This is a genomic window from Pseudomonas sp. GD03842, assembly GCF_029841165.1.
In the GTDB taxonomy this organism is placed as follows: Bacteria; Pseudomonadota; Gammaproteobacteria; order Pseudomonadales; family Pseudomonadaceae; genus Aquipseudomonas.
This window is the reverse complement of the sequence record NZ_JAOCEA010000002.1, coordinates 58,269-81,994: the sequence shown is the minus strand read 5'-3', so window position 1 is coordinate 81,994 and position 23,726 is coordinate 58,269. Positions and strand designations below refer to the sequence as shown.

Below are 23,726 nucleotides of genomic sequence, written 5' to 3'. Positions count from 1 at the left end.
ATCTCCAAATGTCGGGCATAAAAAAACCCGCACAAGGCGGGCCGGATGGTTTGGGTGTGACTATCGGGGGACGAGCCAGTCGATATCGAAGCTGGATCGGTAGAGCTTTGTTTCGGTGTCCTTGCTCTCGCCGCCCCAGCGCGTCACGTAGGCTTGCAACTCGATGGCGGTACTGATGGCCGTGGTCACAGCGCGGGCCGAAGCAGCGGTGGCGCCGTAGACGTCCACCTGCAGGGTGTAGCCGTCCAAGTCTGGGCGACCGGCCAGGTAGTTCTCGGGGCTTCCGGTGACCAGTTGCCAGACCGCATAGGGCTTGGCGACCCCCTCGGGCGCTTCCCCGAACGGGTAAAGCCTGGTGGGCGACACGCCAAGGAGCGCGGTCACGCCCGCATCGGCGGCGCACACGGCAAAGATAGGGGCTGAATTCACGCTGTCGTTCCTTTCTTTGTCGCGCGCCGGATCGCCCGGTCTATGGCTTTTTCGTATTCGGTGACGAAGGTGTTGGTCACCTCGCTGATGTGATCAGCCAAGGCTTTGCGCATGAACGGCTGCGCACGCATCTTCGCCGTGCCGAACTCCAGCAACCGCCAGTGGGGTGTTGGTGCATTCGCGCTGGTGTCGCCGCCATTCTTCAAGACAGCGCCGTGCAGCACGCCGACCCTGAATCCCAGGTCGCCGCTGCTCTTGAACAGTCGGCCGTTCCAGCGGAGCGCGATGTTGGCAGCGATGGATCGGCCCGTTGCCGGGTCGTCGATCCGCTGCGCGCCTTCCTTGGCCTTGTTGGCCACAATTTGAGCGGCCTTGCGGAGCGCCGAGCGCCCGCCTTTGCGCTTGGCGTCATAGCTGATCGCCTCAAGCTTGGAAACCAACGAATCGATTCCCTCGAGCTTGAACTCGACACCGTCAGCCATCGTTCACCCCTTTCGCCACCATAATGGTGAGGTATTCCAGGCCAGAGTCTGGGTCCGGCAGCGCCGGGCCCTTGATGTCGTAGACCTCGCCTCGGTAGATGATCCGCATGGTTGGCAGCACGCCGAGGCGGTATCGAATCACGATGCGAGCCGTCGCCTCGGACTGGGCTGCCTGCGCCGCGAACAGCAGGCGGGCACTGAGCGGTGTTACTGAAGCAGGGACCTTTGGCCAGACCGTTGCCCAACCAGGCACCATCTCGCCGGTAACAGGGTCCTGCACCTCGCCCTGAATCTGGAAATCGATGCGGTGCCGCAGCTTGCCAGCCTGCATCACACACCCATCTTGATGCGGTATGGCATCAGCAATGGTCTGGAACCCATGGGCATTTCAGCAACCGCACTGCCTACAATGACATCCTCACGGTTCGCAAAGAGGTGTCCGAGAATCAGGAGGCAAGCGGCTTGAATTGCGGGGTTGAGGACGACGCCATAAACACGGCTATCTGCGTCGACGAGCGCGACCCCGTAAATGAACTCGGCATCCTTGATCGCGGATTGCCGGTCACAGCCGGTGCTAACCTCATCGGCAGCGGCGATCGCCTGGTCATAAACGGCTCGTGCATTGGCCCGCAGTTCTGGAACGAGAAGCCGGTCCGCATCCAAAGATACTTGATCGGCATAGATACGACGCTGGATGAACTGCGCGGCCGACTCCTCCGCTGCATCAAGCATGGCTTGAACGAGATCCTGATCTTCAGGCTCGGCCAGCAGATGGTGCATAGCGGTTTCGATGTCGATCGCGCTCATTTTCAGGAGTCCTTGGCTTTGGCGGATGGCTTGGCCTGTGGCTTCGTCGGCGGTTTTTCGGGTTCCTCAGCGCTTTCGATGGGAGCCTCGCCGACGATCTCGCAGAGACCTTGCTGCATCAGTTCCTTCGCCAACGACTGCGGCGCGGGATAAGGGTCGTCGTTGCGCTTGCGGACCTTCCCACGATCTTCATAGCTGCGCAGCGGCTTGATCAGTACATCAGCCATACAAACCTCCAAATGGCCGGTTTCCCGGCCGGTAGATTGGTTACTCGGTCAGAGAACCGGTCACGAAAGCCTCGGTGCGATAGATCGAGAAGGCCAAACGCTCTTCCGCACGAATGGTCGCCATGTTCTTCTCGAAGTCGTCGGTGTTCTCGGTCGAAATGAGGATTTCGATTTCCATGCGATCAAAGATCTGCGCGCCGAGTTTGAAGGCGCCCACCAAGAAATCGTCCTGCGTCATGGCCTGGGTGGACACAACTGGGCGATTCCACAGGCGTGGGGTGGTGCCATCTTGAGGCTCGCCGATGATGTAGCGCCCTTCCCCGTCCTTCGTCAGCTCGATGGCTGCCCAGTCGATCGGGTTGATGACGATACCGTCAGATGGGAACTCAGCCAGTTCAGCCTGCAGCAGTGCCAGACGAAGACGGTCGATCCGCTGTTCCCCGACAACAGTCACCCCTGCAGGCGCAGCGTAGGCTTGAGCGACCGTCATGAGGCCTTGCAAGTTGGCACCGGTACCGTTGCCATACAGCAACTGGGCCTCCTCAACCATCAGGAGGCCGTACCGCGCCCGGGCATCGATGTAGCTCTGCAGAGCCGAAGCGTCGTCCAGAATCTGGCGACTTGCCTTGAAGAGGTGCGCGATAGTGCGCACGTTCGCCGTCGCCAAAGCGAACTCGATGTCCGAGTACGGCTTCGCAGTGGTCTCGGCCACAGGAGCCGCGTTGTTGGTGAAGCCTGTTTCGCGGACGTACTCAATCGAGTTGCTACCCGTGGTGCCAGGTGCGACGAGGTCACGAATCGTGAGGCGACGCTGTGGTGACGCGATCACGCCCGGCTGGCGGTCGGTCTCAACCAGGCTGCCGCTTGAGGCGGTGGTAATCGCTGCACGCGGGACGGAAATGCGACGCGAACCGCGAAAGGAGGAACTGACGCCCTCCATCTCCGAACTGGCAACGACCAACTGGCCGGCGCTCTGAATCGGTTCGTTGCGTGGAGCGCTGGGACTTGCATTGACCAGCTTCTGCTCGGCCTCCAACACGCGCGCTTGGAGCTCGCCCTGCTTGGTCAGCAGTTCGTCAACCTTGGCGCGGGTCTCCGCCTGCATTTCGCCGTGCCGCGTGATTTCCTTCTGGCTGGCTTCCGCCTGGGCCTTGATTTGATCGCCAATGCCTTTGAGGCTGGCGTTGAGCTCTTTGACTTGGGCTTCGAAGTCCATGGTCATTTTCCTTTGAGGGATTTGAGAAGGTCGGTTGCCGCGCTCAGAGAGGCGGAAAGGTCTGGCGCGACAGCCCGAGGCTTGTCGGTCGGGGCAGCGTCATGCGTGCCCCCGCCAGCAGCGCGAAGCGTGCTGGACTTGAAATTTGCGAAGAGTTCGCGGCGTTCGTTGCGCGTGACTCCGGCTTTAGCGAGTGCCACGTCCATCGCTTTGAGGGCGTTGGTCTGCTGGCTGGCCTCGTCCTCACGCTCGACGACCTCGTCGGCAGTGAGCAGCCCGGTAGCAAAGCCCAGTTCCAGAGCACGCTTGCCGCGAATGTAGGTTTCGTCGTCCATCATCTCGGCGATGTCGGCGCCAGGCTGTCCGCTCGTTTCGGCGTACAGATCAACCATGGCCGCGTCGAACTCCTGCATGTCATCAGCCACGTCACGCAGGTAGTTGCGATTGCCCGCCAACAGCGTCCAGCAGTTGTGAATCATGAGGAATGCGCTTGAAGCGACTTGCCGTTTGGCACCTGCGAGATAAACGATCGACGCCGCGCTAGCGGCCATACCGAGAACCTTGGTCGTGACTTCCTGACTGTGCTCACGCAGGCGGTTATAGATGGCGATCCCTTCGAACATATCGCCACCTGGGGAGTTGATGTAGACGGTCACCGGCTTGTCGCCTATGGCCCGCAGCGCCGCGTCAATCCGGTTAACCGTGACGCCGTCGCCATACCAGTCTTCGCCGATTACCCCGTAGATGGTGATGGTGTCGGATGAGGTCTCCACCGCCGCGCGTAGAGCCGGATTCCATTTTTCGAGCGCACGCGGGCTCAGCTCGCAGCGGAAGCTGCCAGCTTTCACGTTCAGTTGCATGGGTTACTCCTTGGAAGGTTCCGGCTGGGTGAGCCAGTTCTGCAGAGCAACCCTTGCGGCTTGCCCGTCATTCTCTCGACCGAGTTGGTCAATGGGTGAAAGGTTGGTTTGCACGGTCAGAACATCAGCATTGCCACCGCGCCGGGGCAGGTTCTCCCGAATTCGGCAATCATCACGGGTGTAGATACCGTTTTGGACCATTTGCGAGTAGAAGGCAGCCCTGGCTGCGCTGTCAGCACGAAGTAATCCTTCGATTGAATATTCCGGGTAGATCACGCGCCGGTCACCCGGGGACAGCAGGCTGCGGCTTATGCCTTCCTCGATCCTGCGCATGTAGGCCCGCAACGTGAAAGTCAGGAAACGCAGTAGCTTCTGTTCAAGCCCGGTGCCCCAGTTCGATGCCTTGTCGCTATAGCCCACTAGTGTCGGGTCAACCATGAAAAAGCGACAGATATCCTCGGCGCTGAACTCGCGAGACTCGAGCAATTGCGCGTCCACAGGGTTGATTCCAATGGTCTTGGCGCTGACGCCCTTCTCCAAGACCGGGGATTTCCCAGCGTTCATTGCCCCGGAAATCATCTGAACGTAGTCGCGGAATTCGTCTCGCTGCTGCTTGTTGAGCGTCGCGTCTACTTCGAATGCCACGGTCTGGTGTAACCCGTTCTTGAACGTGGCGCCGGCCACATCCTCGGCTGACATCGCCGAGCCAAACACATCCGCACCATAGGCAATCGGTGAAAGCCCGACTTGGCCATCGAGCGAGAATGCCGGGATGTGCATCATGTCCTGTGAGGGTATCTGGCGGCGGTCACCTTTCGGTGGTCGGTACCAGTACATCAGATTCCCTTTATCGTCGACGTCCAGATCGACGCGATTGGGCATCAGGAAGTCCAACGCGACGATACGAGTGCCCAAGCGCTGGATTTCAACGTAAGCGTTGCCGCGCAGGAGCATCGAGGCGACCACGGCTTCCCAGAACTGCACGGCAGTCATCCGGCTGTTTGGGCTGTTACGCAGAAGCCAGTGGAGGTCGTTGCCGCTTTCCGTCTGCCGCCCACCGTCATCCATCTTGCGGTAGAGGCCGAGCGGCAAAGTGGCAATGGTTTCTGAAATCAGTCGTACACAGGACCAGCAAGCCGTCAGGCGCATGGCCTTGTTCACGGTTACCGACTTACCACTCGACGAGGTGCCGAAGTACTGCCCCCAAAATCCCCCATCCGTCATCCGAATGGTCTTTCCGACCCACTCCGTCAACGAAGCTCGGGGAGCACTGGCGGCCGCGGTGAGAACGCGGGAAAGGGTTCTACTCACTGCTCAACCCTCTGCGGATGAACGCCGCTGCAACAAAACAGCAGACAGCGCCCGTAATAAGAGCCCAACCGGTTCCGGCCAGGTTGTAGACGCCCGAGGTGACCAGGCCAAAGCCACACAGAGCTGCGGTCAGATAAAGGATGGTTGGCGTGTTCATTGGTAGATAGGGTCTCGGATAGAAGCCATAAGTTGTTCAGCGCCACCGCTGCCCTGAGCGACAATCCGCAACACACTGCCGATGGCCATGATCACCGCAACGGCGCCGTCGATCTTGTTGTCATCGCCTTGCTTGATCGGACGGACCACATCGTCATTGCCTGGGAGGTTCTTGCCGATGACGTTGCCGATACACCAGGTCATGATCGGGTTGCCGTCATGATGGAAACGTCCGGCAGTGATGGCTGCCTCGAGCTCCTTCGTGGGGTCCGACATATTGGTGTAGTTCTGGGTGATCGTGATCGGGTTGAACCCTTCATCATCAAGGTCATGGCTCAATCCTGTCGCGCCATGTGGGTCGATTGGTGATTCGCGAAGTGGAGCTTGGTGATTTGCCTCCTTGGTGTCCTCAAGGATCTCGCGGTAGTCGATCTCGGCGCCGTCGGTCACTTCCAAGTGGCCGGAGTTGATCCATGCCTGGTACCGCTCCGACATACGCTTGTTGTCGCTGTTGTAAACGGTGTCGTACGGAACCCAGAATTTCGGCCCGACGCTGTAGTAATGGATTTTTCCGTCAATCACCCGCCAGAACAGACGCGCCCTTGAGTTCATGTCCAACTTGCGGGCCAAGTCGAATGACGCGATCCACTCTTGCCCTTCGAACTGCTCGAGCGTCAGCGTCTTGTCTTCGCAAGATTTCCAGTCCTCCATGTTGAAGAAGCCGGACTTCGCGCTGACCCACAGGTTGAGGTGCTTCGTTTTGAACGTGTTGGTGAATCGGGCGGACCGAATTGCCCGGGCCTGCTGACTCTCCAAGTACTCCTGGAACACCGACACCCCGTGGTTCGGGTTGGCCTTGGCCAACATCTTCGGGTCGGTCCAGTCGTCGCCTTCGTCCAAGGTCCAGATGAAACCGAAAAGCTCTTCGTCGGGGACGGTGCCCTCGAGCATTTCGATTACCTGGCGTCGCTTGTCGTAGCATGGGCCTTCGATATCAGCGCCGGCGGTGGTGATTATGAACATCAGCGGCTGGCGGCGGGCGCCCATGCCGGTAAGCATGGTGTCGTATTGAGCCGAGGTGCGGTGTTCGTGGTATTCGTCCACGATCGCGCAACTGGGCGAAGCACCGTCACCCGGGTCACCGATCAGCGGCTCGAAGCGGCTAAAGTCGGACGGGATGTTCATGTTTGAGGCATTGACCTCAATGCCTGCCGCCTTGATCAGCATCGGAGACTTGCTGACCATCAGCTTCGCGGGCCTGAAAACCTCCCACGCCTGCTTCTCAGTCGTCGCACCGGAGTAGACCTCAGCGCCGTACTCCCCGTCCGCAACGAACATGCTGATGCCGACACCGGCCGCGATGACCGATTTTCCGTTTTTGCGCGGCACTTCCCAGTAGCTTTCGCGGAAACGACGGTGGCCACCCTTCTTCCGGACCCAGCCGAACGTAACCGCCATGCCGAACAGTTGCCACGGCTCAAGCGTGATGAGTTGGCGTTTGAACGCCCACTCGCCCTTGGTGTGCGGAAGGAGCTGAATAAGCTTTAGCTTCTTCTCCGCCTTGGCCGGGTCGAACTTGAACCGGTACCCGCGTTTGCGGCTGGCTGCTAGGTCGTCAAAGTGGCGTTGGATAGCCAAGTGGATGAATCGGCAAGCCGGAACCTTTCCTCGGAGCACAGACCGACCCCACGCCATCGCCTTGTCGACGTTGGGGTGCAGGGCCTTGGGCATCTATGAACTCAAAAGTTTGGCAAATTCGTTGGTTTCTTTTTCCTTGTTCCCGCCTATCAAACGCGTCCGACTGGCAGGATCCAGGCCGAGCATTGAGCCGAAAGTCACCATCTGCCGCATCGTCTCGTTCGCCGCGGTGAGTGCGGGGTTTTTCACCGGTCCGCCGGTGGCGCCGGCGACCACAATGCCGTGCTTCGCCACCGACTCCTGCGCCATCCGCCAGTTGTCATAGGCTACACAGAAGGCTTCAACGTTGTGCAGATCGGTCAGGGCAACGACCTTCTCGCGCAGCAGCTCGGGTACGATCATTTTCCACATCGTGGCAGCGCGCTCGCTCAGCCACTCGGGCGGATCGACATTTTGCACCGTCGAAAAGTTAGGTTCAGACGTGTTCAACGCACGCTTGCCAGGGTTTCCGGCCAGTGCTTTCTTCGCCGTCGGCTTGGGTTTGCGACCACGGCCGGCGACCGTGGCGGTGCCTCCCATCGCGCAACTCCTAAACTTTTAATTTCGCGGGTGTGAAAAAACGATTGAGGGCGCGGTCTAGAAGCGGAAGGCACTGGACTTTTGACCCTCCCCCACCCCAAAAACGATAATTCATCTAATTTCAAGCATTTTTTCTGATTTTTCGAGATTTTTTTGGGGTTCAGCGCCTCGCGTTACCGAATCCGCCATCCTCGGCAGCCGTCTTGGCCGAATGACACGGCCCGCAGAGGCTCTGCCAGTTGGTGCGGTCCCAGAACATCTCCATGTCACCCTTGTGTGGAGTGATGTGGTCTACGTCGCTGGCTGCAGTCACCCTGCCCCGACTCTCGCAGTGCACGCACAGCGGATGCTTGACCAGCCACCCCGCTCTGGCCTGCTGCCACTTGTAGCCGTAGCCACGCGCAGCGCTTGTCTCGCGGGGCTTCTCACGGACATGGCTCTTGAGCAGGTGGAGGTGGGCATCACAGTACCGAGGGTTCCGGGTCAGTGCCTTGCAGCCTTGGGCATTGCAGGGCTTCTGTGGCCTCAACGGCATGGCGTGCCATCCATGTAACGCAGTCGCTGAGCGTCAGGATCTTCCGATTCCTCCGCCATTGCTTGAATCAGCAGGTCGAGACGTTCGGCTATCTGTGCCATCGCCTGGGCCTGAGCCTCCTGCGCTGCCACGGTCCTTTCCAACAACGAGATCACGCGCTCGTTCATACCCAATCCTCGACCACTTCTTGATCCAATCGCGCCGGGCGGCGCATCCACTACAGCTCATGTCACTCCTGCCCGAGCAACCGCTGCGTTTCCTTCAACGCCAGAGCGTGAAGCACGGCGACGATGTAGCCGTTGGGCAAACCACCAGTCTTGGCGTTGATAGTGGCCGCGTTGATCATTCGTTCTAGGCGTCCCACCTCAGCATTCACGTTTACGCCCTGTGCCGCTTCGGGCGCGGGTGCTGTTGGTTGATGTACGTTTTTCGGTGCTCTGGCCATATTGGGTTGCTCCGGTGTGTGCGGCAAGAATCAGGCGCATCTCGTCGATTGGGTTGACTTGGTGCTGCACTTGAGCACGATGTTTGGCATAGTCGCCACCCACTGACAGACCATATCAACGGGCGGAAGCCGGCGCGGCCGTGAGGGCAGCGCCGCGCTTTTGATGGAAATCTAAGCGATGATTCACAACGATCTACCAGCTCGGCCGGCAAGCTCCGGCTCAGCGATGCTGGTCGAAGATGATCCTCTACAGTTAGACGCCATGGTCGAACTGGTCACAGAGCTTGGCTTCAGGCCATTGATTTTCAGCAATGCGGACGAAGCATTGGAATTTATGCGTGAGGGGGCCAGTGAGATCCGATTGCTGTGGACTGACTTCCATATGCCGGGAACGGCAAACGGGGGGAAGTTGGCAGTCGAAGCAATGTCGGTAATCCCTGGACTTCCTATCGTTGTTACGTCTGGCGTAAGGGGCGCGGCTTATAGGCTGGAATCGGGTATCACATACGTTTCAAAGCCTTGGTCTGTTGAAATCATGGAGGCGCTGATTTTGCGCCTCACTGCCAGCTAATGGCCTTCGTATGTTGCTGCCGCGGATACAGCGAACGCGGCGGGCGTCATCACCCACATCATATTCGAGGAATCCGGAGTGGATGCCCTTACTGAACTCTCAACGCTTCACACCGTTCTCGAGGCTCAACTGACAGCTTTGAACTCGATCACGGAGGGCCCAATAAATGACCCTAGGCTCATTAGCGCAGTATCTATGCTGCTTGACGCCAACAGTAAGCTACAAGCACAGCTAAAAAATTACCCCCGCACGGCGAGACCGATCACGGCGATGGGCAAGCCTCAATTACGACTGGTGAAATAAGCGTAGCTTACTCTCACTTCGATTTACTGCGCTGAATCTGGGCATCGACCTGATCGGCACAGGTGTCCAGCAGCTTGATGGCGTGATCTTTCAATCCCCAAACATCGCCGTTGCTGTACAGGCCGTAGGTGTCATCACTGGTGCGCTCGCACGGCACCATGACCGGCGGCTCACTTCGAACCACGCTTGTCTTTGTTGCTGGCTGGGGCTTTGCTGCGCAGGCCGTCAGGCAAAGGCTGATCAGCCCAATTGCGAACAGCCGGGCTCTTCCGTTTGAGGTCTTCAAAGTCTTTCCTCGCCTGTTCGGCTTTCTGCTCGCTTGCCTTCAGTCGCTTGTCCAGGTCGAGCCGATAGGCTTCGTTCCTTGCGACCTCGGCTTGCAGCGTGCTGATGGTCTTCTGGTTTTCGGTGTTGGCGTCGAGGGCGTCCTGCTTGGCCTTCGTCTCGATGGCGACCTCACCGCGAAGGGCGATAACGCGTGACTGCTGGATACCGATCAGCAGCAGCGCCACGAGCAGCACCAAGCCAGCTAGAGCCAGCGATCTGATGGTGTTCATAGGGTGTCCACCTTGCGGCCGATGAAGCGGATGATCAGCTCACGAACGGCGCTCACACCGATGAAGCCAATCGCGCCACCGGCAGCAATCGAGAGGTTCGCAGGCCAACCCATCCAGTCGATCAGTGTGCTGGCCGACAGGCTCAAACCACCGCAGATCAGAGACTCGGCCAAGGTTCTGCGAACGCTGGTTTCCTTGGCGTCCCAGATGATCCGGAGAAGCGAGATTGCGAAGGCCATAATTGCGCCCTGCCAAAGTGGATTGCTCAGTGCCAGCCAGAGCGAAGCCCAGAATTCAGGAGTCTTTTCAGGCATCGTCGACATCCGACTGCCCTCCCTGCACGGGAGCGGAGAAATAAAAAAGCCCCGGCAAATGCCGAGGCTCGTATGGGAAACTTGTCAAACGTTCGCCCAGTCACACAGACGAGTCCATTACACGACTGAATTGACATTTCAGTCGCACCACTCCTAGTGGCACAGAACCTGCAGCTCTGACTCGACTGTCTGCTTAATGGCGCTAACGCCTTGGAGTTACCGACGGGGGGGTGGTCAACGGGATGATCATTAATAGCCTAAATAGCGCATCAGACACTTGGCCTGGTACCGGCCATTCAATTAGGACCTATGAAATCCATTACATTTTGCAGGGCGTAAAAGTAGTTACGCTTCATGAGGCATATCGCATGAATGAGACCGAGGCTTGGGTTATCGCCATCCTTCACTCCGGTCTTCCATCTGATGCGTTGCCAAAGCGGCTGTATCTCAGCCTCATACAAACATTCGCCGAAACGCAAGGCGTGGCAAAGGTGCGTTGGAACCTCTGTCCTAGGCAGGCGCATAACTGAAAGCAATATGAAATGAAAACGCGTCCCTGAAGTCAGCCAAGGCAAATGCAACTGCTCGATGCTCCCCTTTCCTCAGGCCAATTTTGGTTGATTGAGCACCACTCTTCCATACAGCCGACCCGCTTTACCTTAACCTCAGTATTTCGAACACCATGGAGGTGTGTATGGCTTTGAATATCGAACGCTTTGACGAAGTGGCAACGCGCATTCTGCGACATCTATACGAAAGGTTTCCCAACCCTGCCCATCCGGATCCGACGTGCATCGGGCTGAGCGAAGAAAAGGTTGATTATGTGGATGGAGATCTCGCAGTCAGTGCTGACTGGCACGACCTAAACAACGAGGTACGCTCGGTCCTACAGTGGCTGATTGAGGAAAGTTTTGTCCTCCACCGGAACCATCAAATCGGCCCGAAGCACATCATCACTGCTAAAGGCTTCGAGGCGCTTATGAAATTGGATCATTACTACACGCCGCCTCGATTTTTTGGGATGTAAGACATCAAAAGCCCGACGCAACGGCCGGGCTTTGTTTAGCGTCACATGGTCGGGTTCCTGCTGTTTCGGATGAAGAGGTAGACGAGCCCTACAGGTGCAATGAAAATTGCGAATGCCCAGCACATCGCTATCGTGAAGTACTTCGCGACAACGAACGTCACAGCGTTGAAGTAGAACTGGTTGTTGCCAACGATGTATCCCACGACGCTCTCATACACAAACCTGGCGTATGGGTAGAGGACAGTATTGATCAGCGCAAAGACGATGAAACCGAAGTTTGCCTTGTGATTACCACTGAGCGAGATGCTGATAAGCAAAGCGGCGATCGCTGCACCGAACAAAAAGTGACGGAGGTACACCGGCCCGCTCAATCCGCCAAACGTTTTAGCAAATAACGACTGCATGAGATTCCCTTCTTGATGATGGCTTGATCGCCATCATATCGACATCAGAGGGAAGTCAAAAGACTGCCGCCAATAAAAAACCCAGCGCTTGGCCGTGGCTTAATTGACTGGGTGTCGCGCTCAATGCGTTGAACACCGTGCCATGAAAACAGGGTTATTCCATATGGACAACTGTTTTATGCTGCTTCCCGCACTGTCTCCAACACGCAGTCGATCCAGGCCGCACCTGCCTTGATGAGCTCGCGCGCCTTCATTTCACTGACCTTGTAATGGCGGCCAACCCGAACTGCTGGCCATTTGGCGCCGTAGTAGAGCCAGATCATGTCGCCCAACTGTTGCTCGCGCTTGCACAGCTTGGCGACCGCCGCGTCTACAACGCAGGCTAGATCGTCAGTGATAGTGTAGCCCTTCGATTCCGATGGCAGGACGTCGCGCATGATCGCCCACATCGGCGAGGCATAGCTGGGCACACCCATGCCGTTCATGCGCCAGTAGCCCCATTGCTCGAGCATGTTTTCTGTGTCGCCCAGCGGGCGGTGCAGCGGCTTACGTGTGTTCATGCTCAGTCCCCTGTGTAATTCGTTCCGCCGGCGCCCCGGCGATTGTTCTGTTCGTACTGCTCCTGAGCCCCACCCTGCCCTTGGCGAGCCCGGTTCAATTCGGCGGCCATATTGCGCAATCGCATGCTCAGTTGCGGCACGAGTTCCCCCAGCGGCAAAGCCTCGCCCGTCCCTTGGCTTACCCATCCAGATGCGTTGCAGCGCATGCAGTCGATCTCATAAAAAACCTCTTTCTTTCGACCCGCACCGCGACACCACGAGCACTCCATCAGCGGCTTGAGTTCGCGGCGGAAGGCGGGGCCATGGCTTTTTTTCATCAGTTCAAAACCTCGCCATTCACAATGTTTGAATATGCCTCGCAGCCCACGCCGTTCGAGGCTTGCGCAGGGTTTTGCGAATCTTCGTATTGGGCGTCTGTCAGGTTGTGAATAGCCTTGAAGCCACGTTCATCTAACCAGTTGTGCCACTTCACCAAGGCGGCCAGACGCTGCTCGCGGGCCTGGGTGTTGATGTAGGTGCTGGCGATCTTGCCCAGCGAATGGTTCAGCAGCATTTCGCCGATGTGGCCGTCAATGCCAAGGTCGGTCCACGCCGTGCGAGCCACCTTTCGCAGGTCGTGACTGGTCCACTCGCCCTGACCGATCCGGTTGAACACGGCGCTCGCCTGCCCTTCGCTCAGCGCCCTGCCACGCCGTGTAGGGAACAGGTAGATGCCTTCATAGCCCTGGGCGATCTGCACTGCGCGGTAACGGCTCAGCATGGCCTTGGCCTGTGCGGTCAGGGGCAAGCGATGCTCGGTGCGGGTCTTGGTGTTCTCGGCAGGGATGAACCACTCGCCGTCAGGGATAGAGATATCCGCCCAGCGCGCCTGCCGGGTCTCACCGACACGCGTCCCATGGCACAGCATCATCAGCGCCAGCATGGCCTCGCCCGGCTGCTGTTCGAAGCGGCCGGCCAGCATGGGCACCACGTCGACCAAGTGCACGCCGCGCAGCCGTGCCGCCTTCGGTACGATCCGGGCCTTGGTGAAGTCGACGAACTTGATCCCCGCCATGGGATTGGTGTCGATCAAGCCCAGCTTTTGCGCCTGGCGGAACGCAACCACCAGCAGGCCGAACAACTGCCGGACATAAGACAGGGAAAGCTCCTGCTGCGCTGGCCACATCAATTCCTTGTCCAGGACGGCGGCATTCAGGCTGCGAATCGGCGTCGAGTCCAGACGCGGCTTCAGGTGACACTTGATGGCCGACAACGAGCCGGTCTTACGCTTGGCGGACAGCGAACGATCACGGCTCATGCGGTCGCCGTACCAGTCCAGCAACTGGCCGCAGGTAGCAAGGCCGCCGACGGCGACAGCGGCGTCAGGGTCATTCAGCAGCCGCTGACGCAGCGCAGGTAACTCCGCCACCACAGCGGCAGCGCCCAGATCTGGCCACCGTGCGATGCGATTCCAGGCTTTGCCCTTGACCAGGTACCACGACCCGCGCTGACGATCCTGGCCGAAACGCAGGTACAGCCCCGGGTGACGTGGGTCGCGCAGGTCGTGCACGGCGAGGTCGGCGGCTTGGCGGCGGATCTCGGCGTCGTACAATTTCACAGCGCGGGTCTTGCTCATGCGGCCACCACAGTTTTCGGCAGTCGGAGATACGCCCGGATCTGCTCCATGGCGTCGAAGTGCCCCCGGCACACGATGGCGAGATAGCCCTGCTCGTTCAGGCGGCGGATGCAGGCTTGCTGGCTACTGGAGACCGCAGCGTCGTTTGGCGGAGTGGCCTTGAACTCGATGTAGAGGCCGAAATACCCACCGCGGGCCATGGTCAGCACCAAGTCGGGAATGCCCGCCTTCACGCCTTGAGCTTTCAGCTTCGCCGCGGTGGCCTTGTGTCGGTGCCCGCCGTTGGGGACGTGATGGATGTGCTCCCATGCCTCAGGAAAGCGCACCTTCAGCTCAGCGAGTAGCGCTGCCTGCTCCAGGCCCTCGCGATCAATCCGCGGAGCGCGCACGGCCTTTGGCTTGTAGGTTTTGAGCTTGAGGGCCGTCACGCTGCCACCTTCCCTTCCGCCACCAGGATATCGAGCGTGCGCACGATGCCTTCCATGTGCATGACGCGAAGCTCGTCGTGTCTGAACTCGGTCTTACTGCGCGCATCGACAGCGTCGTGGCAGGCCGAGCAGGCCCAGGCGCCCTGCAGGTCATTCGGCTTGATACCCATCCCGCTGCGCGTGCCCGCCAGGCGGAAATGCGCGAGCACGGTTGTTTCCGGGTTGCCATTGCACACGCCCGGCACTCGGATCTGACAGTCGCGCCCGCGCGCGGCCTTGGTGAGTTTGGTCTGCCTCATGCGACGGTTTCCCGTGAATGATCGACAGTTACCTCAATCTCCCAAGCGTGTGAGAGCGTGGCGTTGTAGGTCTTGGTGGTGTGCCAGCCCCTGTACCGGACGTTGTCGCTTTCCAGGCTGTGGCCGTGCTTCTTCGCGAGGAGGTTGCACAGTGCTTCGTTTATCTCGGCTTCCGAGACAGTGGCTTTGAAAGTGGTGGTATTGGTGCGAGCGATGTGAGAGTTCACAGGCCGCCCCCGAACTGATAATCGACGGGCGTCACCGCCTGGAAATACGCGGACTCCAGCAATAGGAACCCGTAATGCAGCGCTGCAACGGCGATCGTGAGCATCAGACCAGCTCCTGAGGGACTTGGATGAAGGGACCATGCTTGTGGGCAACCACTGCACAGCAGATGGCAACAAGAGGATCATTGGCGTGGTGCCATTCGACCGGTGCGCCCGACGATTCCACGCCAGCAGCCCAAGCGCCCGACTCCGGGCGAAAGGCAACGCGGTTCTGCTCGATCACCGGACCCACGTGATGCCAATCAGAACTGGGTGAGTACTTGGCCTGGCAATGAATCAACTCATATCGAACGCGCCAGCCGTTGCCGTAGGCCGGCGGACACAGGGCGACACTGACGCCTTCCACTGCGGCCACTGCCCAATCAAGCGCTGCGCCTGTGAGCTCGCCTACCGGCACCTCGACGAGTCCGCCCATCAGGCTGCACCGCCAATTTCTTTGAGCAAGCTCTGCAGTTGCTTGAGCTTGGCCGTGGCCTGGGCGCTGCCTTCACGCTCAGCCTCCACCGATAGCGCGACTTCTTCGATGCGGGTCGCCATCGCTTTCATGCGGGCGGTGAAATCATCGGCCAGAGCCACGACCTCGGCAGACAGGCCTGCAAGAGCATCAAGCGCATTGACTTCCTGCTTCTTGATCGGCGTGACGACTTCGATAGCTGGCTTCTGCATGGGCGTTTCAATCCTGAGTTTTACTGTGGTTGCGTCCCGCTGATATTTGCTGCCCTGGGGCTCGCGGATAATTCCGGCGTCTTTTAGCTCGCCAAGCGCACGGCGCACGGCGTGAGCAGAAACTGACGTGGCGTTGGCCTTGAGGGCGGCGCAGTGGATGTCATGGGCGCTCCACGGCTCCTGGATGGGGACGTGTTGATAGATCTTTTGGGCAGTCGAGGACTGACCTGCCAAAATCTGCTGAATGCGGGATTCCGTAAAAGCCATTAGCTCACCTTCGCAGTCGATTGAGCGGAGGAACTTGCAGCACGCATTGCCCGAATCTTGGCCAATGCGTTGTTGCCGACGTCCGGTGTACGGCGAGCAGCGACCTCGGCAGGCAGGGCCAGTGGCATCTTCTGGAGCGGCAAGCCTTCGATGAGACGGCGCACGGTGATGGCGTAATTGCGCTCGAACAGCCTCAGGCTGAGAGCGGTTTCAAGCTTGTTCAGGTTTTCAAACCCGCACTCTTTGGCCGTATGCCAAACGGCGTCGTGGCTCCACCTTCCCTGCCCGGCCATGCACGGATGAGCGTTGCGGCATGCTTCGCGGTGGGCAGCCTCAAGTGTCGGGAGTCCGAGCATTTCAGCGGTGGGAGTGCACCAGGCTATGAAAACACCAGGTGCAGGGATGAAGTCACGGCCCGACTGGCGAGCCCCCATCAAACCAAACTTCAGTTGGTCGAGGCTGCGAAGGCCCGCCTCCAGAAACGCCTGAAGCCATTCTTGTTTGGCTGACTTGTAGGCAGCCATGTCAGGCCAAGCCTGTTTCCAGGCCGGGAAGATCGCTCGCAGTTGGCGGAACAGGCCGTTGATTACCACGGCAGTTTCCCGATTGATCTCCGCCTGGACATCGGCAGGCAAGGCCTCATCCTTGCCGATGTACTGGCCAGACTGAACTTTGGCCCAAAGGCCAGTCGTAACGGCCGCCACGTTTTTCATTGGCCAATTCCTTGGTCGTTCCAATCTGTTGCGTCGTCATCGAAATCCTGAAGAGACTGGCGCGGCGCGAATGGCACGACTCTGGCCGCTTTTGCAACGTCACGCTTTACCCAGCCAACCAGCGAGGCAACCCACTGCTTCTCGGTCTGAGCCAGACCTTTCGCTTCGTGGTGAAGCACAAAGCCGGAGATCGCCTCTTGGGTGAAGATCGCGGCGCCCAACCCAGCTCGAACGGCGTAAGCGCTGAGCAGTCCAGCGTCTGGAACCCAGTCCAGCGACATCGCGAACGGCACGTGCGGAGAGTGTGTAGAACTTCCATTCCCCTCCCCTTCCACTCCGGTGGTGAGGCCTCCGCTAGCACTCGACGAGTTGTCGTCGAGTTGTCGTGGAGTACTCGAAGAGGTTTCGCCGACTGATGCGACGTATGCAGGGTGTTTAATCGTAGGCTTGTCGATCTTCTGGTGATGCCAGCCGTTGACGTGAAGATAGAGCTTCGCCGAGTGGGAGTAGATCGATATCAGACCTTTCGACTCCAGTTCGGCGACTAGGTCGGAAACCTGAGTAGAAGTGATGTCATCACCTGGGAAGACCAAAGCCTTCAAGGTTTTCGGGGACAGCGGATGATTGCCAGCGTCATCGCAGAAATTCCATATGCCAATGAACAGAAGGCGTGCAATCGGGCTGCACTCCATGACTTGCTCACTGGTCCAGAATTCCGGCTTGATCGAACGAATACGGGCCATTACTTGCCCTCCTGGAATATCTCAGCCAGACGCGTCAGACCTTTCGGAGTAACGAGGGGCTGAAATGCAGCGCGATCCGCGCCGGTTTCGGTGTCGGGGGGCAGCGCTGTGACTTTGTGCTTGAGGTAACCGGACTGGATGCGGGGCTGCATGGCGATCCAGCGCTTTGAACCGCCGCGACGGAAGATCCACCGGTTCTGCTGCATCCAGTCGAAAAGCTTGTATGGGGCCATGCCCAGTTGCTTGGCGGCATCACTGATGCAGATCGCGCCCTCGGCGGCTGCCAATCGCTTGATCGCGGCGACCTTTGGCGCCTGCAACTTGATCAGTCCGAGCAGACGACCATTCTCGCGAACCTGATCAGCAGCAAGCTGCAGGGCCTCGGCGAAGTTGGCGGGGATGCGTGGCGCGGCCTGCTCTTCCAGCTCGCGCCAGCGGCGAACAACGGCCATGCGCAGCGGGGCGCTGTAGCCGGTCAGCAGGCAGTCGGTATGCTCGCGGTCGAGCAGGTACTCGGTCTGCTTGCGGTTTTGCCCGTCCAGATAGATGCATCCAAACTTGGATGTATCTTCTTTTAGGTCGGTGAGCATCTTTTCGATGTCGCGCTTCACATGGAAATGCTGTTTGCCAGTGAGCTCGGCAATCAGCCGGGACGACATGACCTGACGCGTCATGTTTTGCTCAATCGGGAAAACTGACGAATCAGGCGGGCTATTGCTCTGAGTGGTCGTGGTGTGCATAATCGGACCTCACAAGTGTTGTTGAAGAAGCCCGGTTGCCGCCGGGCTTTTTTGTGCCTGCGTTTCAGGCGACCTTGACCGACTCTTCCATCACGTTGAGCTCATGCCGAACGTGGTCGATCTCTTTGCGGATGGCTTGCTTCTCGATCTGGGACACATGGTTGTCTGCCAGCGCGCTGTGCACAGCCAACGTCAGGTCAGCGATTTCCTTCGAGACATGCAGCAACGACGACGTCAGTACTTTTGGAGCTGGCGCGGATTTCGCTACCAATTCGAAGCCGAACTGATCAGCCAGGGCCGCAAGCGGTCGCATGTCGCCGGTGTGCAACAGGATCCCGAACAGGTGCTCAATGGTCAGATGATGCGCAGCGTTGTCAGGGTTGGAGCGCTGCAACAGGCTCACATGAGCCAGGCACATCTTTCCGGCCAACTCCTCCGCTCCGCTTTCCTTGACTGCCGCGTGACAAGCCCGCAGGAAATCTTCCATTCGTAAACCCTCAATACATTTTCCGTGGTGGCCTTGTGCCTTGGCCGGTAGATTTGCGTCATCAAAACTTCAGGGACGACTCGATGGCAGAGCCAAAGTGTTTAAGCGACAGATTTGCCGGGCTGGGCTTCCGTAAGCAGCCAAGCGAAGTCGAAGGGCTTTCCTTGTGTAGCGGCCAGAGCAGCGATCTGTTGGGCATATTTGGTCTCGCCGGTGTACTCGGTGCGGGGGAGACAATCGGCTGCCAGCCACTTGTACACAGCACGAGGAGACTTACCGCAGGCAGCCGCGACCGCAGGCACGCCGCCGGCATCGTCGATGGATCTCTTAAGCGCGCTCATGCGGCCTCCGAAGATTATGAACTTTCAGTACATGTTATGTCGGAACTGAAAGTACATGCAAGCGCATGCGATATTGAACCTATGGTTCAGATCGAAGAGATACGCTCCGCATTTTCCGGGCGCCTCAAACAGTCACTCGCCGCGAAGGGGATTGACCATTGGGGAGCGGGTGCTCGGCTCTCGGAAATTGCTAAGGTCACACCTAAAGCTGCCAGTAAATGGCTCAATGGCGAGTCGCTTCCAGGGCCGGCCAAGATGCAGGCCATTGCTTCATTCCTTGGCGTGAAAATCGAATGGCTCCAGCATGGCTCCGGCGCTGGACCAGAGCCTGAGATATATGCAAGCAGCGAAAAAACGACGCTCTCAAAGCCGACCTCGGCCGCCGATAAAATCCGCCAGATGCTTTCCGGCAAGACGCTGGATGAAGATCGTCTGCAAAAGCTTCTATCGGTGGCTGAAGGAACCGATCAGGATGACAGCATCGAAGTCCTGGTAAACGATGCCTATAAGCCAGGCGTCGGCAAGGTCGGCGACGAAGTGTGGATCGCGCACTACGATGTGCGCGGCGCGCTGGGTGGTGGCGAGGTTGCCCATGACTTCCCTGAGATGCTCCAGGACGTGCGCGTCAGCCCTTCCCAACTCCGCTCGATGGGCGTTGAGTTCAAGGAGCACTACCACCTGAAGGTAATCACCGGATGGGGACAGTCGATGACGCCGACCATCAAGCATGGCGACCCTTGCCTGGTGGACATCAGCATTAAGGAATTCGTTGGCGACGGGATCTACTATTTCTCGTACGGTGGCTTTCAGTACATCAAGCGTTTGCAGATGAAAGGCAAGGACAAATTCAAAATGATTTCCGACAACCGGAAACACAAGGCCGAGGATATCTCTGTAGACGAGACATACATCCAGGCCCGTGTGCTATTCGTGTGGAACGGAAATTTGGTTTAGCGGAATTTTGGGGACCTAGGCGAAGGATCATTCAGCTAATAGCTGTCCATCAGGACCCTACTCAAGTTATCCAAAACTTCGATTCAACCTCAACGACAAGCAGGGAGCGTTTATGTCTTACTTCATAGATACGCCATTCAACATCGAAGGGAACACAAAACTTAGAACGCCCCAAATCGAGGCATACCTGAAAATCAGGGATTTTTTCGGCAACCCTGACAATCGGGAGGCCTTAGTAGTCCTACCTACCGGGACTGGGAAAAGCGGTCTTATCTCGATCGCGCCATATGGTGTAGCCAATGGGCGCGTGTTGATCGTTACCCCAGGCCTGGTCACGAAGGATAGCATCCGCAAAACTCAAGACGCATTGCATGACAATTTTTGGGTTAATTTCGATATAGTTTTTAACTACAAACACTTACCTGTCACCACTGAATACAGCCCGAACTTATTACGCACACATTTGGACGCCAGCCAGTTTATTTACACTAATATTCACCAGCTATCCCAAAGCAGAGAGACCAGCTTGGTCAGACAGGTCCCGCGGGACTATTTCGACATGATCATTGTCGACGAGGCACATCACGCTCCAGCAAACAGCTGGAAGGAAGTACTGGCTTATTTTGATAGTGCAAAAAAACTTTTTGTAACTGGCACCCCATTCCGCGGAGATGGACTTGCCGTCCCAGGACAATTGATTCACCAAACCAAGCTGTCTGAAGCGATGCGTGACCAATACGTGAAATGGCTTAGGAAAGAGACCGTTAACGCTTCCGACCTTTACTTCACGATGCCTGCATTCCCAAACCGACAGTTTACTAAAGACCAGGTCCTCGCGTACAAAGATGCAGAATGGATCGAGAAAAGTGTTGCATTGTCGGAGGCATGTTCCAAGGACGTCATTAATCATAGTATCAAAAGCTTGAATGACCTCCGTCAGAAATCAAAAACCGTCCCTCATAAAATACTCGCTGTCGGATGCAGCATCTTGCACGCTGAGGATTTGCGCACCTGGTATTTGGAGCGAGGGATGAAGGTGGCACTTGTTCACAGCGAGATGGATCCTGAAGTCAGGGATGACGAATTTAAGAAAATTGAACGGAACGAGGTCGAGGTAGTAGTCTCCGTAAACATGCTTATGGAAGGCTATGACCATAGATACTTGACTGTCCTGGCGTTATTCCGCCCATATCGAAGCATCAACGCTTTTGCACAGGTTGTAGGGCGCGTTTTGAGAGCAATCCCTGCCGCAGAAATAACGGCGTTCGAGATAGATAACAACGCGCTCGTTATATACCATGAAGAAACTGGCCTTAATGATATGTGGTCATTGTTCCAAACTGAAGTTGATCGTGCAAAACAACAGCGCACGAAAGAATACTCTGATTTGGATCTGGATTATGTACAGCGTGACAACACTCTTGCGGGGGTAGCAAGCTCAGAGAGCTTTGTCGCAACCCAAGACTCCTACCTCGCAGATATAGACTTTAACGCCATCTTCCAACAAAAACGGAAAGAGATTGAAGCTGCGGCAGATGTTCAAGTACAGATCCTCAAAGATGCTGGAACTGTGCTAGACGAAGAAACGCTGCGGAAGATACGGTCAATTGTAGTTGACTCCCAAACAAAACAAGCGTCTGAACATATCGATCCCGAGCTAATTGAAAAACGGCCCGCGCAGGCTAGGCAAAAACTCCGAGAGATCCTCAAGAAAAGGATCCAAGATGAGGCTGCTAGCCTCTTGTTCGACAAGCAAATAGATCCCAAGGGGACCAACCTCTCTGCGCATTTCAAGAAAATTGTGCCGCGCATCACCGACGGTCAGGCCAACGACGCAGTTCTTGTGATATTTGTCAACAGCAAGCTATACTCCCGCTTCGGAAAGCGGGACGCTTTAGACAACAAGATGTTAATAAAGTGTCTTGATTACATTCCGACGATCATTGAAGAGCTAAGGAGCATGCTTAAATGAAGGAAGGCGTAAACATTGCCGTTAATGCTCTAATGGCGTTATATGTCACCAAAGGAGTGCAGCCCAGTGAGCTGATCGACAACATCTTCGATGATGAATATCGTACCGTTAGCAGCAAGAGAAATTCTGACCAAACAGTAACTTTTACTCTTTCCTACATCGATCAAGGCGCTGAATCAATACAGACGGTGGAATCCCGCTATACCTACGACGCTGATAGAATACTTCTCTTAGTCGAGCAAAAGGTCGGTGCAGGCAGATATTCAACACAATGGTCTCGCAAAGAAGCCACCGCTAGAGCGATCGAGAATCTTGCAACCGCTCTTTTTGAGGCCGGTTACTCGCCCGAACGCATCTCGTCCTCCTTGGCAACCCTGCCAGTAGATTTGCATCACCGAGTCCGAACTGCTTTGAAAGCGGTGGCTTAAACTGACGCTTGGGAGAAGCCCGCCACATGTGCGGGCTTCTTTATGCAGTTCAGAAAGGCGCCGGCTCTTCTGTATCGAATGGATCCGACGCCTGCGCGGGCTTCTCATCACCTTCTGTCGGCTCCCACCTCAGCGTAATCGACGCATCTTCATGATTGTGCGTCAGGTCGATCCCGTCCGCTTCTGAGATTGCATTCACGATCTCGTTCCACTCCCTCTCTCCGTCCGTGTCTAGCCGATGAATCCTGACCTCGCGCCTTTCTTGGGCGATCGGGTGATTGATCATCGACGACACGCGCAGCGCTAAGCGCTCCATCCCGGTCATTCCGTTGGACTGTGGGGGGGTCATTTTTCCATGAACTGCCATACGCACCTCCTTCCATAACACTGTATATATATCCAGCAGACGAAGCCGAGGATAGCGAACCTTCAGTTCTCCGTAAATCCCAGATCGGAAGCAAAAGCAAAATATGTACTTTTGGTACTTGACTCAATTTGAACCTGTAGTTCATATTTACTCCATCGCCAGCGGCTTCACGGCGAATGGGCAACCCCCCGCCGCTCTTTAAAAATTCGACGTGACCACCGCGACGTACCCATTGGGTCGGGAAAAGCTAAACCGTCGCCCACGCAGCCTCTGGATAGCTGCCGGGCTCGCCAAACCGCGAGCACGCCAAACCATGCAAGCCACCCGGGAAGAACACCGTCCACGAAATGTGTGACCTGGGCAGAGATATGAATCCGGCGCCGCGCATGGAGCGGAACAAACGACAGAGGAGGAACCTGCCAATGAAGTAGCCAGACCAGCCGGAATACGGACCGGCAACCCACGACGGACTGCCCACACCCACCGGGCCGCCGAGCTGCAGTGGCTGTCGTGTAGCGAATATCTGACCCCATGACCACACCGTGGAAGCCGATCTACGCGGAGTGAACAGGGAAGCTCAAGGCCGAACACACGAAAGCGCGAAGCCATCGGCGGCGTAGCGCTACCAGGTTTCACTGGCTGGCCTTCGAGGTTGAGGGCCAGACGGGAAATCAACCGGAGGATAGGAAATGTTCCAAGGAATCTATTGCAGCGGGGAAAGCAACGGTATCACCTCAGCTGGCTATCGCTCAGATGAGGTAATGGGTCGCGTCAGTTTCAGTGTGAAGCCCAACCGAACCAGCGTCTTGAGTTCGATTGGCCCTGATAACGCCGTCAGGGAATGCGTTTCAACGCATCGATACAGCGACGTTCTGCGGCGCCACGTAGTGCACGAGCACTGCGAAGTGATGGATTACAGCTGAGCATCAACAGGTCTCGCTAGCTGGCCTTATCCTCACCCCAGTGAGCATTAAGCGAGTTAATGCTCACTGGGGTGT

Annotated in this window: 35 protein-coding genes; 5 read left to right on the top strand and 30 right to left on the bottom strand. The window is 57.3% G+C overall.

Annotated elements, in window-relative coordinates; genetic code table 11:
• Positions 1 to 60 precede the first annotated feature (60 nt).
• From N5D61_RS02895 to N5D61_RS02835, 13 genes are all read right to left on the bottom strand, one after another.
• A complete protein-coding gene (locus tag N5D61_RS02895) occupies positions 61 to 429 on the bottom strand; it encodes a DUF3168 domain-containing protein (RefSeq protein WP_108239207.1) in 369 nt (122 codons plus the stop codon).
• Positions 426 to 911 carry an HK97-gp10 family putative phage morphogenesis protein gene (locus N5D61_RS02890; protein WP_108239208.1) on the bottom strand — a complete coding sequence of 162 codons (486 nt, stop codon included), beginning with the start codon at positions 909 to 911 and terminating at the stop codon, positions 426 to 428. Before N5D61_RS02890 ends, N5D61_RS02895 begins: the two co-directional genes overlap by 4 nt.
• Positions 904 to 1,242, bottom strand: a complete 339-nt coding sequence (locus N5D61_RS02885) for a phage head closure protein (protein ID WP_279890666.1) — start codon at positions 1,240 to 1,242, stop codon at positions 904 to 906. Before N5D61_RS02885 ends, N5D61_RS02890 begins: the two co-directional genes overlap by 8 nt.
• A complete protein-coding gene (locus N5D61_RS02880) occupies positions 1,242 to 1,718 on the bottom strand; it encodes a phage gp6-like head-tail connector protein (protein ID WP_279890664.1) in 477 nt (158 codons plus the stop codon). Before N5D61_RS02880 ends, N5D61_RS02885 begins: the two co-directional genes overlap by 1 nt.
• Positions 1,719 to 1,720: 2 nt before the next feature.
• Positions 1,721 to 1,945 carry a hypothetical protein gene (locus N5D61_RS02875; RefSeq protein WP_108239211.1) on the bottom strand — a complete coding sequence of 75 codons (225 nt, stop codon included), beginning with the start codon at positions 1,943 to 1,945 and terminating at the stop codon, positions 1,721 to 1,723.
• Positions 1,946 to 1,985: 40 nt separating this feature from the next.
• Positions 1,986 to 3,161, bottom strand: coding sequence for a phage major capsid protein (locus N5D61_RS02870; RefSeq protein WP_279890661.1), 1,176 nt, complete (start codon positions 3,159 to 3,161; stop codon positions 1,986 to 1,988).
• A 2-nt stretch (positions 3,162 to 3,163) separates the two neighbouring features.
• A complete protein-coding gene (locus N5D61_RS02865; RefSeq protein WP_279890660.1) occupies positions 3,164 to 4,021 on the bottom strand; it encodes a head maturation protease, ClpP-related in 858 nt (285 codons plus the stop codon).
• Between the two features lie 3 nt (positions 4,022 to 4,024).
• Complete coding sequence (locus N5D61_RS02860) at positions 4,025 to 5,332, bottom strand: phage portal protein (RefSeq protein ID WP_279890659.1); 1,308 nt, start codon at positions 5,330 to 5,332, stop codon at positions 4,025 to 4,027.
• Between the two features lie 153 nt (positions 5,333 to 5,485).
• Positions 5,486 to 7,219: a terminase large subunit gene (locus N5D61_RS02855; RefSeq protein WP_279890658.1), complete on the bottom strand. Its 1,734-nt coding sequence runs from the start codon at positions 7,217 to 7,219 to the stop codon at positions 5,486 to 5,488.
• Positions 7,220 to 7,705 carry a phage terminase small subunit P27 family gene (locus N5D61_RS02850; RefSeq protein WP_279890657.1) on the bottom strand — a complete coding sequence of 162 codons (486 nt, stop codon included), beginning with the start codon at positions 7,703 to 7,705 and terminating at the stop codon, positions 7,220 to 7,222. It lies immediately after the preceding gene.
• 160 nt (positions 7,706 to 7,865) lie between these two features.
• On the bottom strand, positions 7,866 to 8,240 hold the full coding sequence (locus tag N5D61_RS02845) for an HNH endonuclease signature motif containing protein (protein ID WP_279890655.1): 375 nt from the start codon (positions 8,238 to 8,240) through the stop codon (positions 7,866 to 7,868).
• Entirely contained in the window at positions 8,231 to 8,407 is a 177-nt protein-coding gene (locus N5D61_RS02840; RefSeq protein WP_279890654.1) for a hypothetical protein, read from the bottom strand. The genes N5D61_RS02845 and N5D61_RS02840 overlap by 10 nt, the downstream gene beginning before the upstream one ends.
• 62 nt (positions 8,408 to 8,469) lie before the next feature.
• Positions 8,470 to 8,685, bottom strand: coding sequence for a hypothetical protein (locus N5D61_RS02835; protein WP_279890652.1), 216 nt, complete (start codon positions 8,683 to 8,685; stop codon positions 8,470 to 8,472).
• Between the two features lie 178 nt (positions 8,686 to 8,863).
• On the opposite strand from N5D61_RS02835, the gene N5D61_RS02830 reads away from it, so the two are divergent.
• Complete coding sequence (locus N5D61_RS02830; protein WP_279890651.1) at positions 8,864 to 9,256, top strand: response regulator; 393 nt, start codon at positions 8,864 to 8,866, stop codon at positions 9,254 to 9,256.
• A 316-nt stretch (positions 9,257 to 9,572) separates the two neighbouring features.
• On the opposite strand, the gene N5D61_RS02825 is transcribed toward N5D61_RS02830, so the two are convergent.
• From N5D61_RS02825 to N5D61_RS02815, 3 genes are read right to left on the bottom strand one after another with little or no spacing between them, the layout of a single operon-like run.
• Entirely contained in the window at positions 9,573 to 9,743 is a 171-nt protein-coding gene (locus tag N5D61_RS02825) for a hypothetical protein (protein WP_279891134.1), read from the bottom strand.
• Entirely contained in the window at positions 9,730 to 10,107 is a 378-nt protein-coding gene (locus N5D61_RS02820) for a hypothetical protein (protein WP_279891113.1), read from the bottom strand. The genes N5D61_RS02825 and N5D61_RS02820 overlap by 14 nt, the downstream gene beginning before the upstream one ends.
• A gap of 5 nt (positions 10,108 to 10,112) precedes the next feature.
• Entirely contained in the window at positions 10,113 to 10,439 is a 327-nt protein-coding gene (locus N5D61_RS02815; protein ID WP_279890649.1) for a phage holin, lambda family, read from the bottom strand.
• A 685-nt stretch (positions 10,440 to 11,124) separates the two neighbouring features.
• On the opposite strand from N5D61_RS02815, the gene N5D61_RS02810 reads away from it, so the two are divergent.
• The gene (locus N5D61_RS02810) at positions 11,125 to 11,457 is read left to right on the top strand and encodes a hypothetical protein (RefSeq protein ID WP_279890647.1); all 333 of its coding nucleotides are present in this window, start codon (positions 11,125 to 11,127) and stop codon (positions 11,455 to 11,457) included.
• A gap of 41 nt (positions 11,458 to 11,498) precedes the next feature.
• Here N5D61_RS02810 and N5D61_RS02805 read toward each other — a convergent pair whose 3' ends face one another.
• The 13 genes from N5D61_RS02805 to N5D61_RS02745 form a co-directional block, all read right to left on the bottom strand.
• A complete protein-coding gene (locus tag N5D61_RS02805; protein ID WP_279890646.1) occupies positions 11,499 to 11,861 on the bottom strand; it encodes a hypothetical protein in 363 nt (120 codons plus the stop codon).
• Positions 11,862 to 12,037: 176 nt separating this feature from the next.
• Positions 12,038 to 12,421, bottom strand: coding sequence for an antiterminator Q family protein (locus N5D61_RS02800; RefSeq protein ID WP_279890645.1), 384 nt, complete (start codon positions 12,419 to 12,421; stop codon positions 12,038 to 12,040).
• Between the two features lie 2 nt (positions 12,422 to 12,423).
• Positions 12,424 to 12,738, bottom strand: coding sequence for a hypothetical protein (locus tag N5D61_RS02795; RefSeq protein ID WP_279890643.1), 315 nt, complete (start codon positions 12,736 to 12,738; stop codon positions 12,424 to 12,426).
• On the bottom strand, positions 12,738 to 14,036 hold the full coding sequence (locus N5D61_RS02790) for a site-specific integrase (protein WP_279890641.1): 1,299 nt from the start codon (positions 14,034 to 14,036) through the stop codon (positions 12,738 to 12,740). Before N5D61_RS02790 ends, N5D61_RS02795 begins: the two co-directional genes overlap by 1 nt.
• Entirely contained in the window at positions 14,033 to 14,464 is a 432-nt protein-coding gene (locus tag N5D61_RS02785) for a VRR-NUC domain-containing protein (protein ID WP_279890639.1), read from the bottom strand. The genes N5D61_RS02790 and N5D61_RS02785 overlap by 4 nt, the downstream gene beginning before the upstream one ends.
• On the bottom strand, positions 14,461 to 14,763 hold the full coding sequence (locus N5D61_RS02780) for a DUF1364 domain-containing protein (RefSeq protein WP_279890638.1): 303 nt from the start codon (positions 14,761 to 14,763) through the stop codon (positions 14,461 to 14,463). The genes N5D61_RS02785 and N5D61_RS02780 overlap by 4 nt, the downstream gene beginning before the upstream one ends.
• Positions 14,760 to 14,990: a hypothetical protein gene (locus tag N5D61_RS02775; protein WP_279890637.1), complete on the bottom strand. Its 231-nt coding sequence runs from the start codon at positions 14,988 to 14,990 to the stop codon at positions 14,760 to 14,762. Before N5D61_RS02775 ends, N5D61_RS02780 begins: the two co-directional genes overlap by 4 nt.
• Positions 14,991 to 15,093: 103 nt before the next feature.
• A complete protein-coding gene (locus tag N5D61_RS02770; protein ID WP_279890636.1) occupies positions 15,094 to 15,465 on the bottom strand; it encodes a phage protein NinX family protein in 372 nt (123 codons plus the stop codon).
• Positions 15,465 to 15,983 (bottom strand): hypothetical protein, encoded by a 519-nt coding sequence (locus N5D61_RS02765; RefSeq protein ID WP_279890634.1) that lies wholly within the window; start codon positions 15,981 to 15,983, stop codon positions 15,465 to 15,467. Before N5D61_RS02765 ends, N5D61_RS02770 begins: the two co-directional genes overlap by 1 nt.
• The gene (locus N5D61_RS02760) at positions 15,983 to 16,696 is read right to left on the bottom strand and encodes a replication protein P (protein WP_279890633.1); all 714 of its coding nucleotides are present in this window, start codon (positions 16,694 to 16,696) and stop codon (positions 15,983 to 15,985) included. Before N5D61_RS02760 ends, N5D61_RS02765 begins: the two co-directional genes overlap by 1 nt.
• On the bottom strand, positions 16,693 to 17,439 hold the full coding sequence (locus tag N5D61_RS02755) for a DnaT-like ssDNA-binding domain-containing protein (protein WP_279890631.1): 747 nt from the start codon (positions 17,437 to 17,439) through the stop codon (positions 16,693 to 16,695). The genes N5D61_RS02760 and N5D61_RS02755 overlap by 4 nt, the downstream gene beginning before the upstream one ends.
• On the bottom strand, positions 17,439 to 18,098 hold the full coding sequence (locus tag N5D61_RS02750; RefSeq protein ID WP_279891112.1) for a phage regulatory protein/antirepressor Ant: 660 nt from the start codon (positions 18,096 to 18,098) through the stop codon (positions 17,439 to 17,441). The genes N5D61_RS02755 and N5D61_RS02750 overlap by 1 nt, the downstream gene beginning before the upstream one ends.
• Positions 18,099 to 18,243: 145 nt before the next feature.
• Positions 18,244 to 18,666, bottom strand: coding sequence for a phage regulatory CII family protein (locus N5D61_RS02745; RefSeq protein WP_279890629.1), 423 nt, complete (start codon positions 18,664 to 18,666; stop codon positions 18,244 to 18,246).
• Between the two features lie 83 nt (positions 18,667 to 18,749).
• On the opposite strand from N5D61_RS02745, the gene N5D61_RS02740 reads away from it, so the two are divergent.
• The 3 genes from N5D61_RS02740 to N5D61_RS02730 all read left to right on the top strand — a co-directional run bounded on the left by N5D61_RS02740 (position 18,750) and on the right by N5D61_RS02730 (position 22,361).
• Positions 18,750 to 19,961, top strand: a complete 1,212-nt coding sequence (locus N5D61_RS02740) for a LexA family transcriptional regulator (protein ID WP_347881572.1) — start codon at positions 18,750 to 18,752, stop codon at positions 19,959 to 19,961.
• A gap of 112 nt (positions 19,962 to 20,073) precedes the next feature.
• A complete protein-coding gene (locus N5D61_RS02735; RefSeq protein ID WP_279890627.1) occupies positions 20,074 to 21,933 on the top strand; it encodes a DEAD/DEAH box helicase family protein in 1,860 nt (619 codons plus the stop codon).
• Entirely contained in the window at positions 21,930 to 22,361 is a 432-nt protein-coding gene (locus N5D61_RS02730; RefSeq protein WP_279890625.1) for a hypothetical protein, read from the top strand. Before N5D61_RS02735 ends, N5D61_RS02730 begins: the two co-directional genes overlap by 4 nt.
• A 49-nt stretch (positions 22,362 to 22,410) precedes the next feature.
• Here the strand turns inward: N5D61_RS02730 and N5D61_RS02725 are convergent, their stop codons facing one another.
• Entirely contained in the window at positions 22,411 to 22,728 is a 318-nt protein-coding gene (locus tag N5D61_RS02725; RefSeq protein WP_279890623.1) for a DUF1654 domain-containing protein, read from the bottom strand.
• Positions 22,729 to 23,726: the final 998 nt, after the last annotated feature.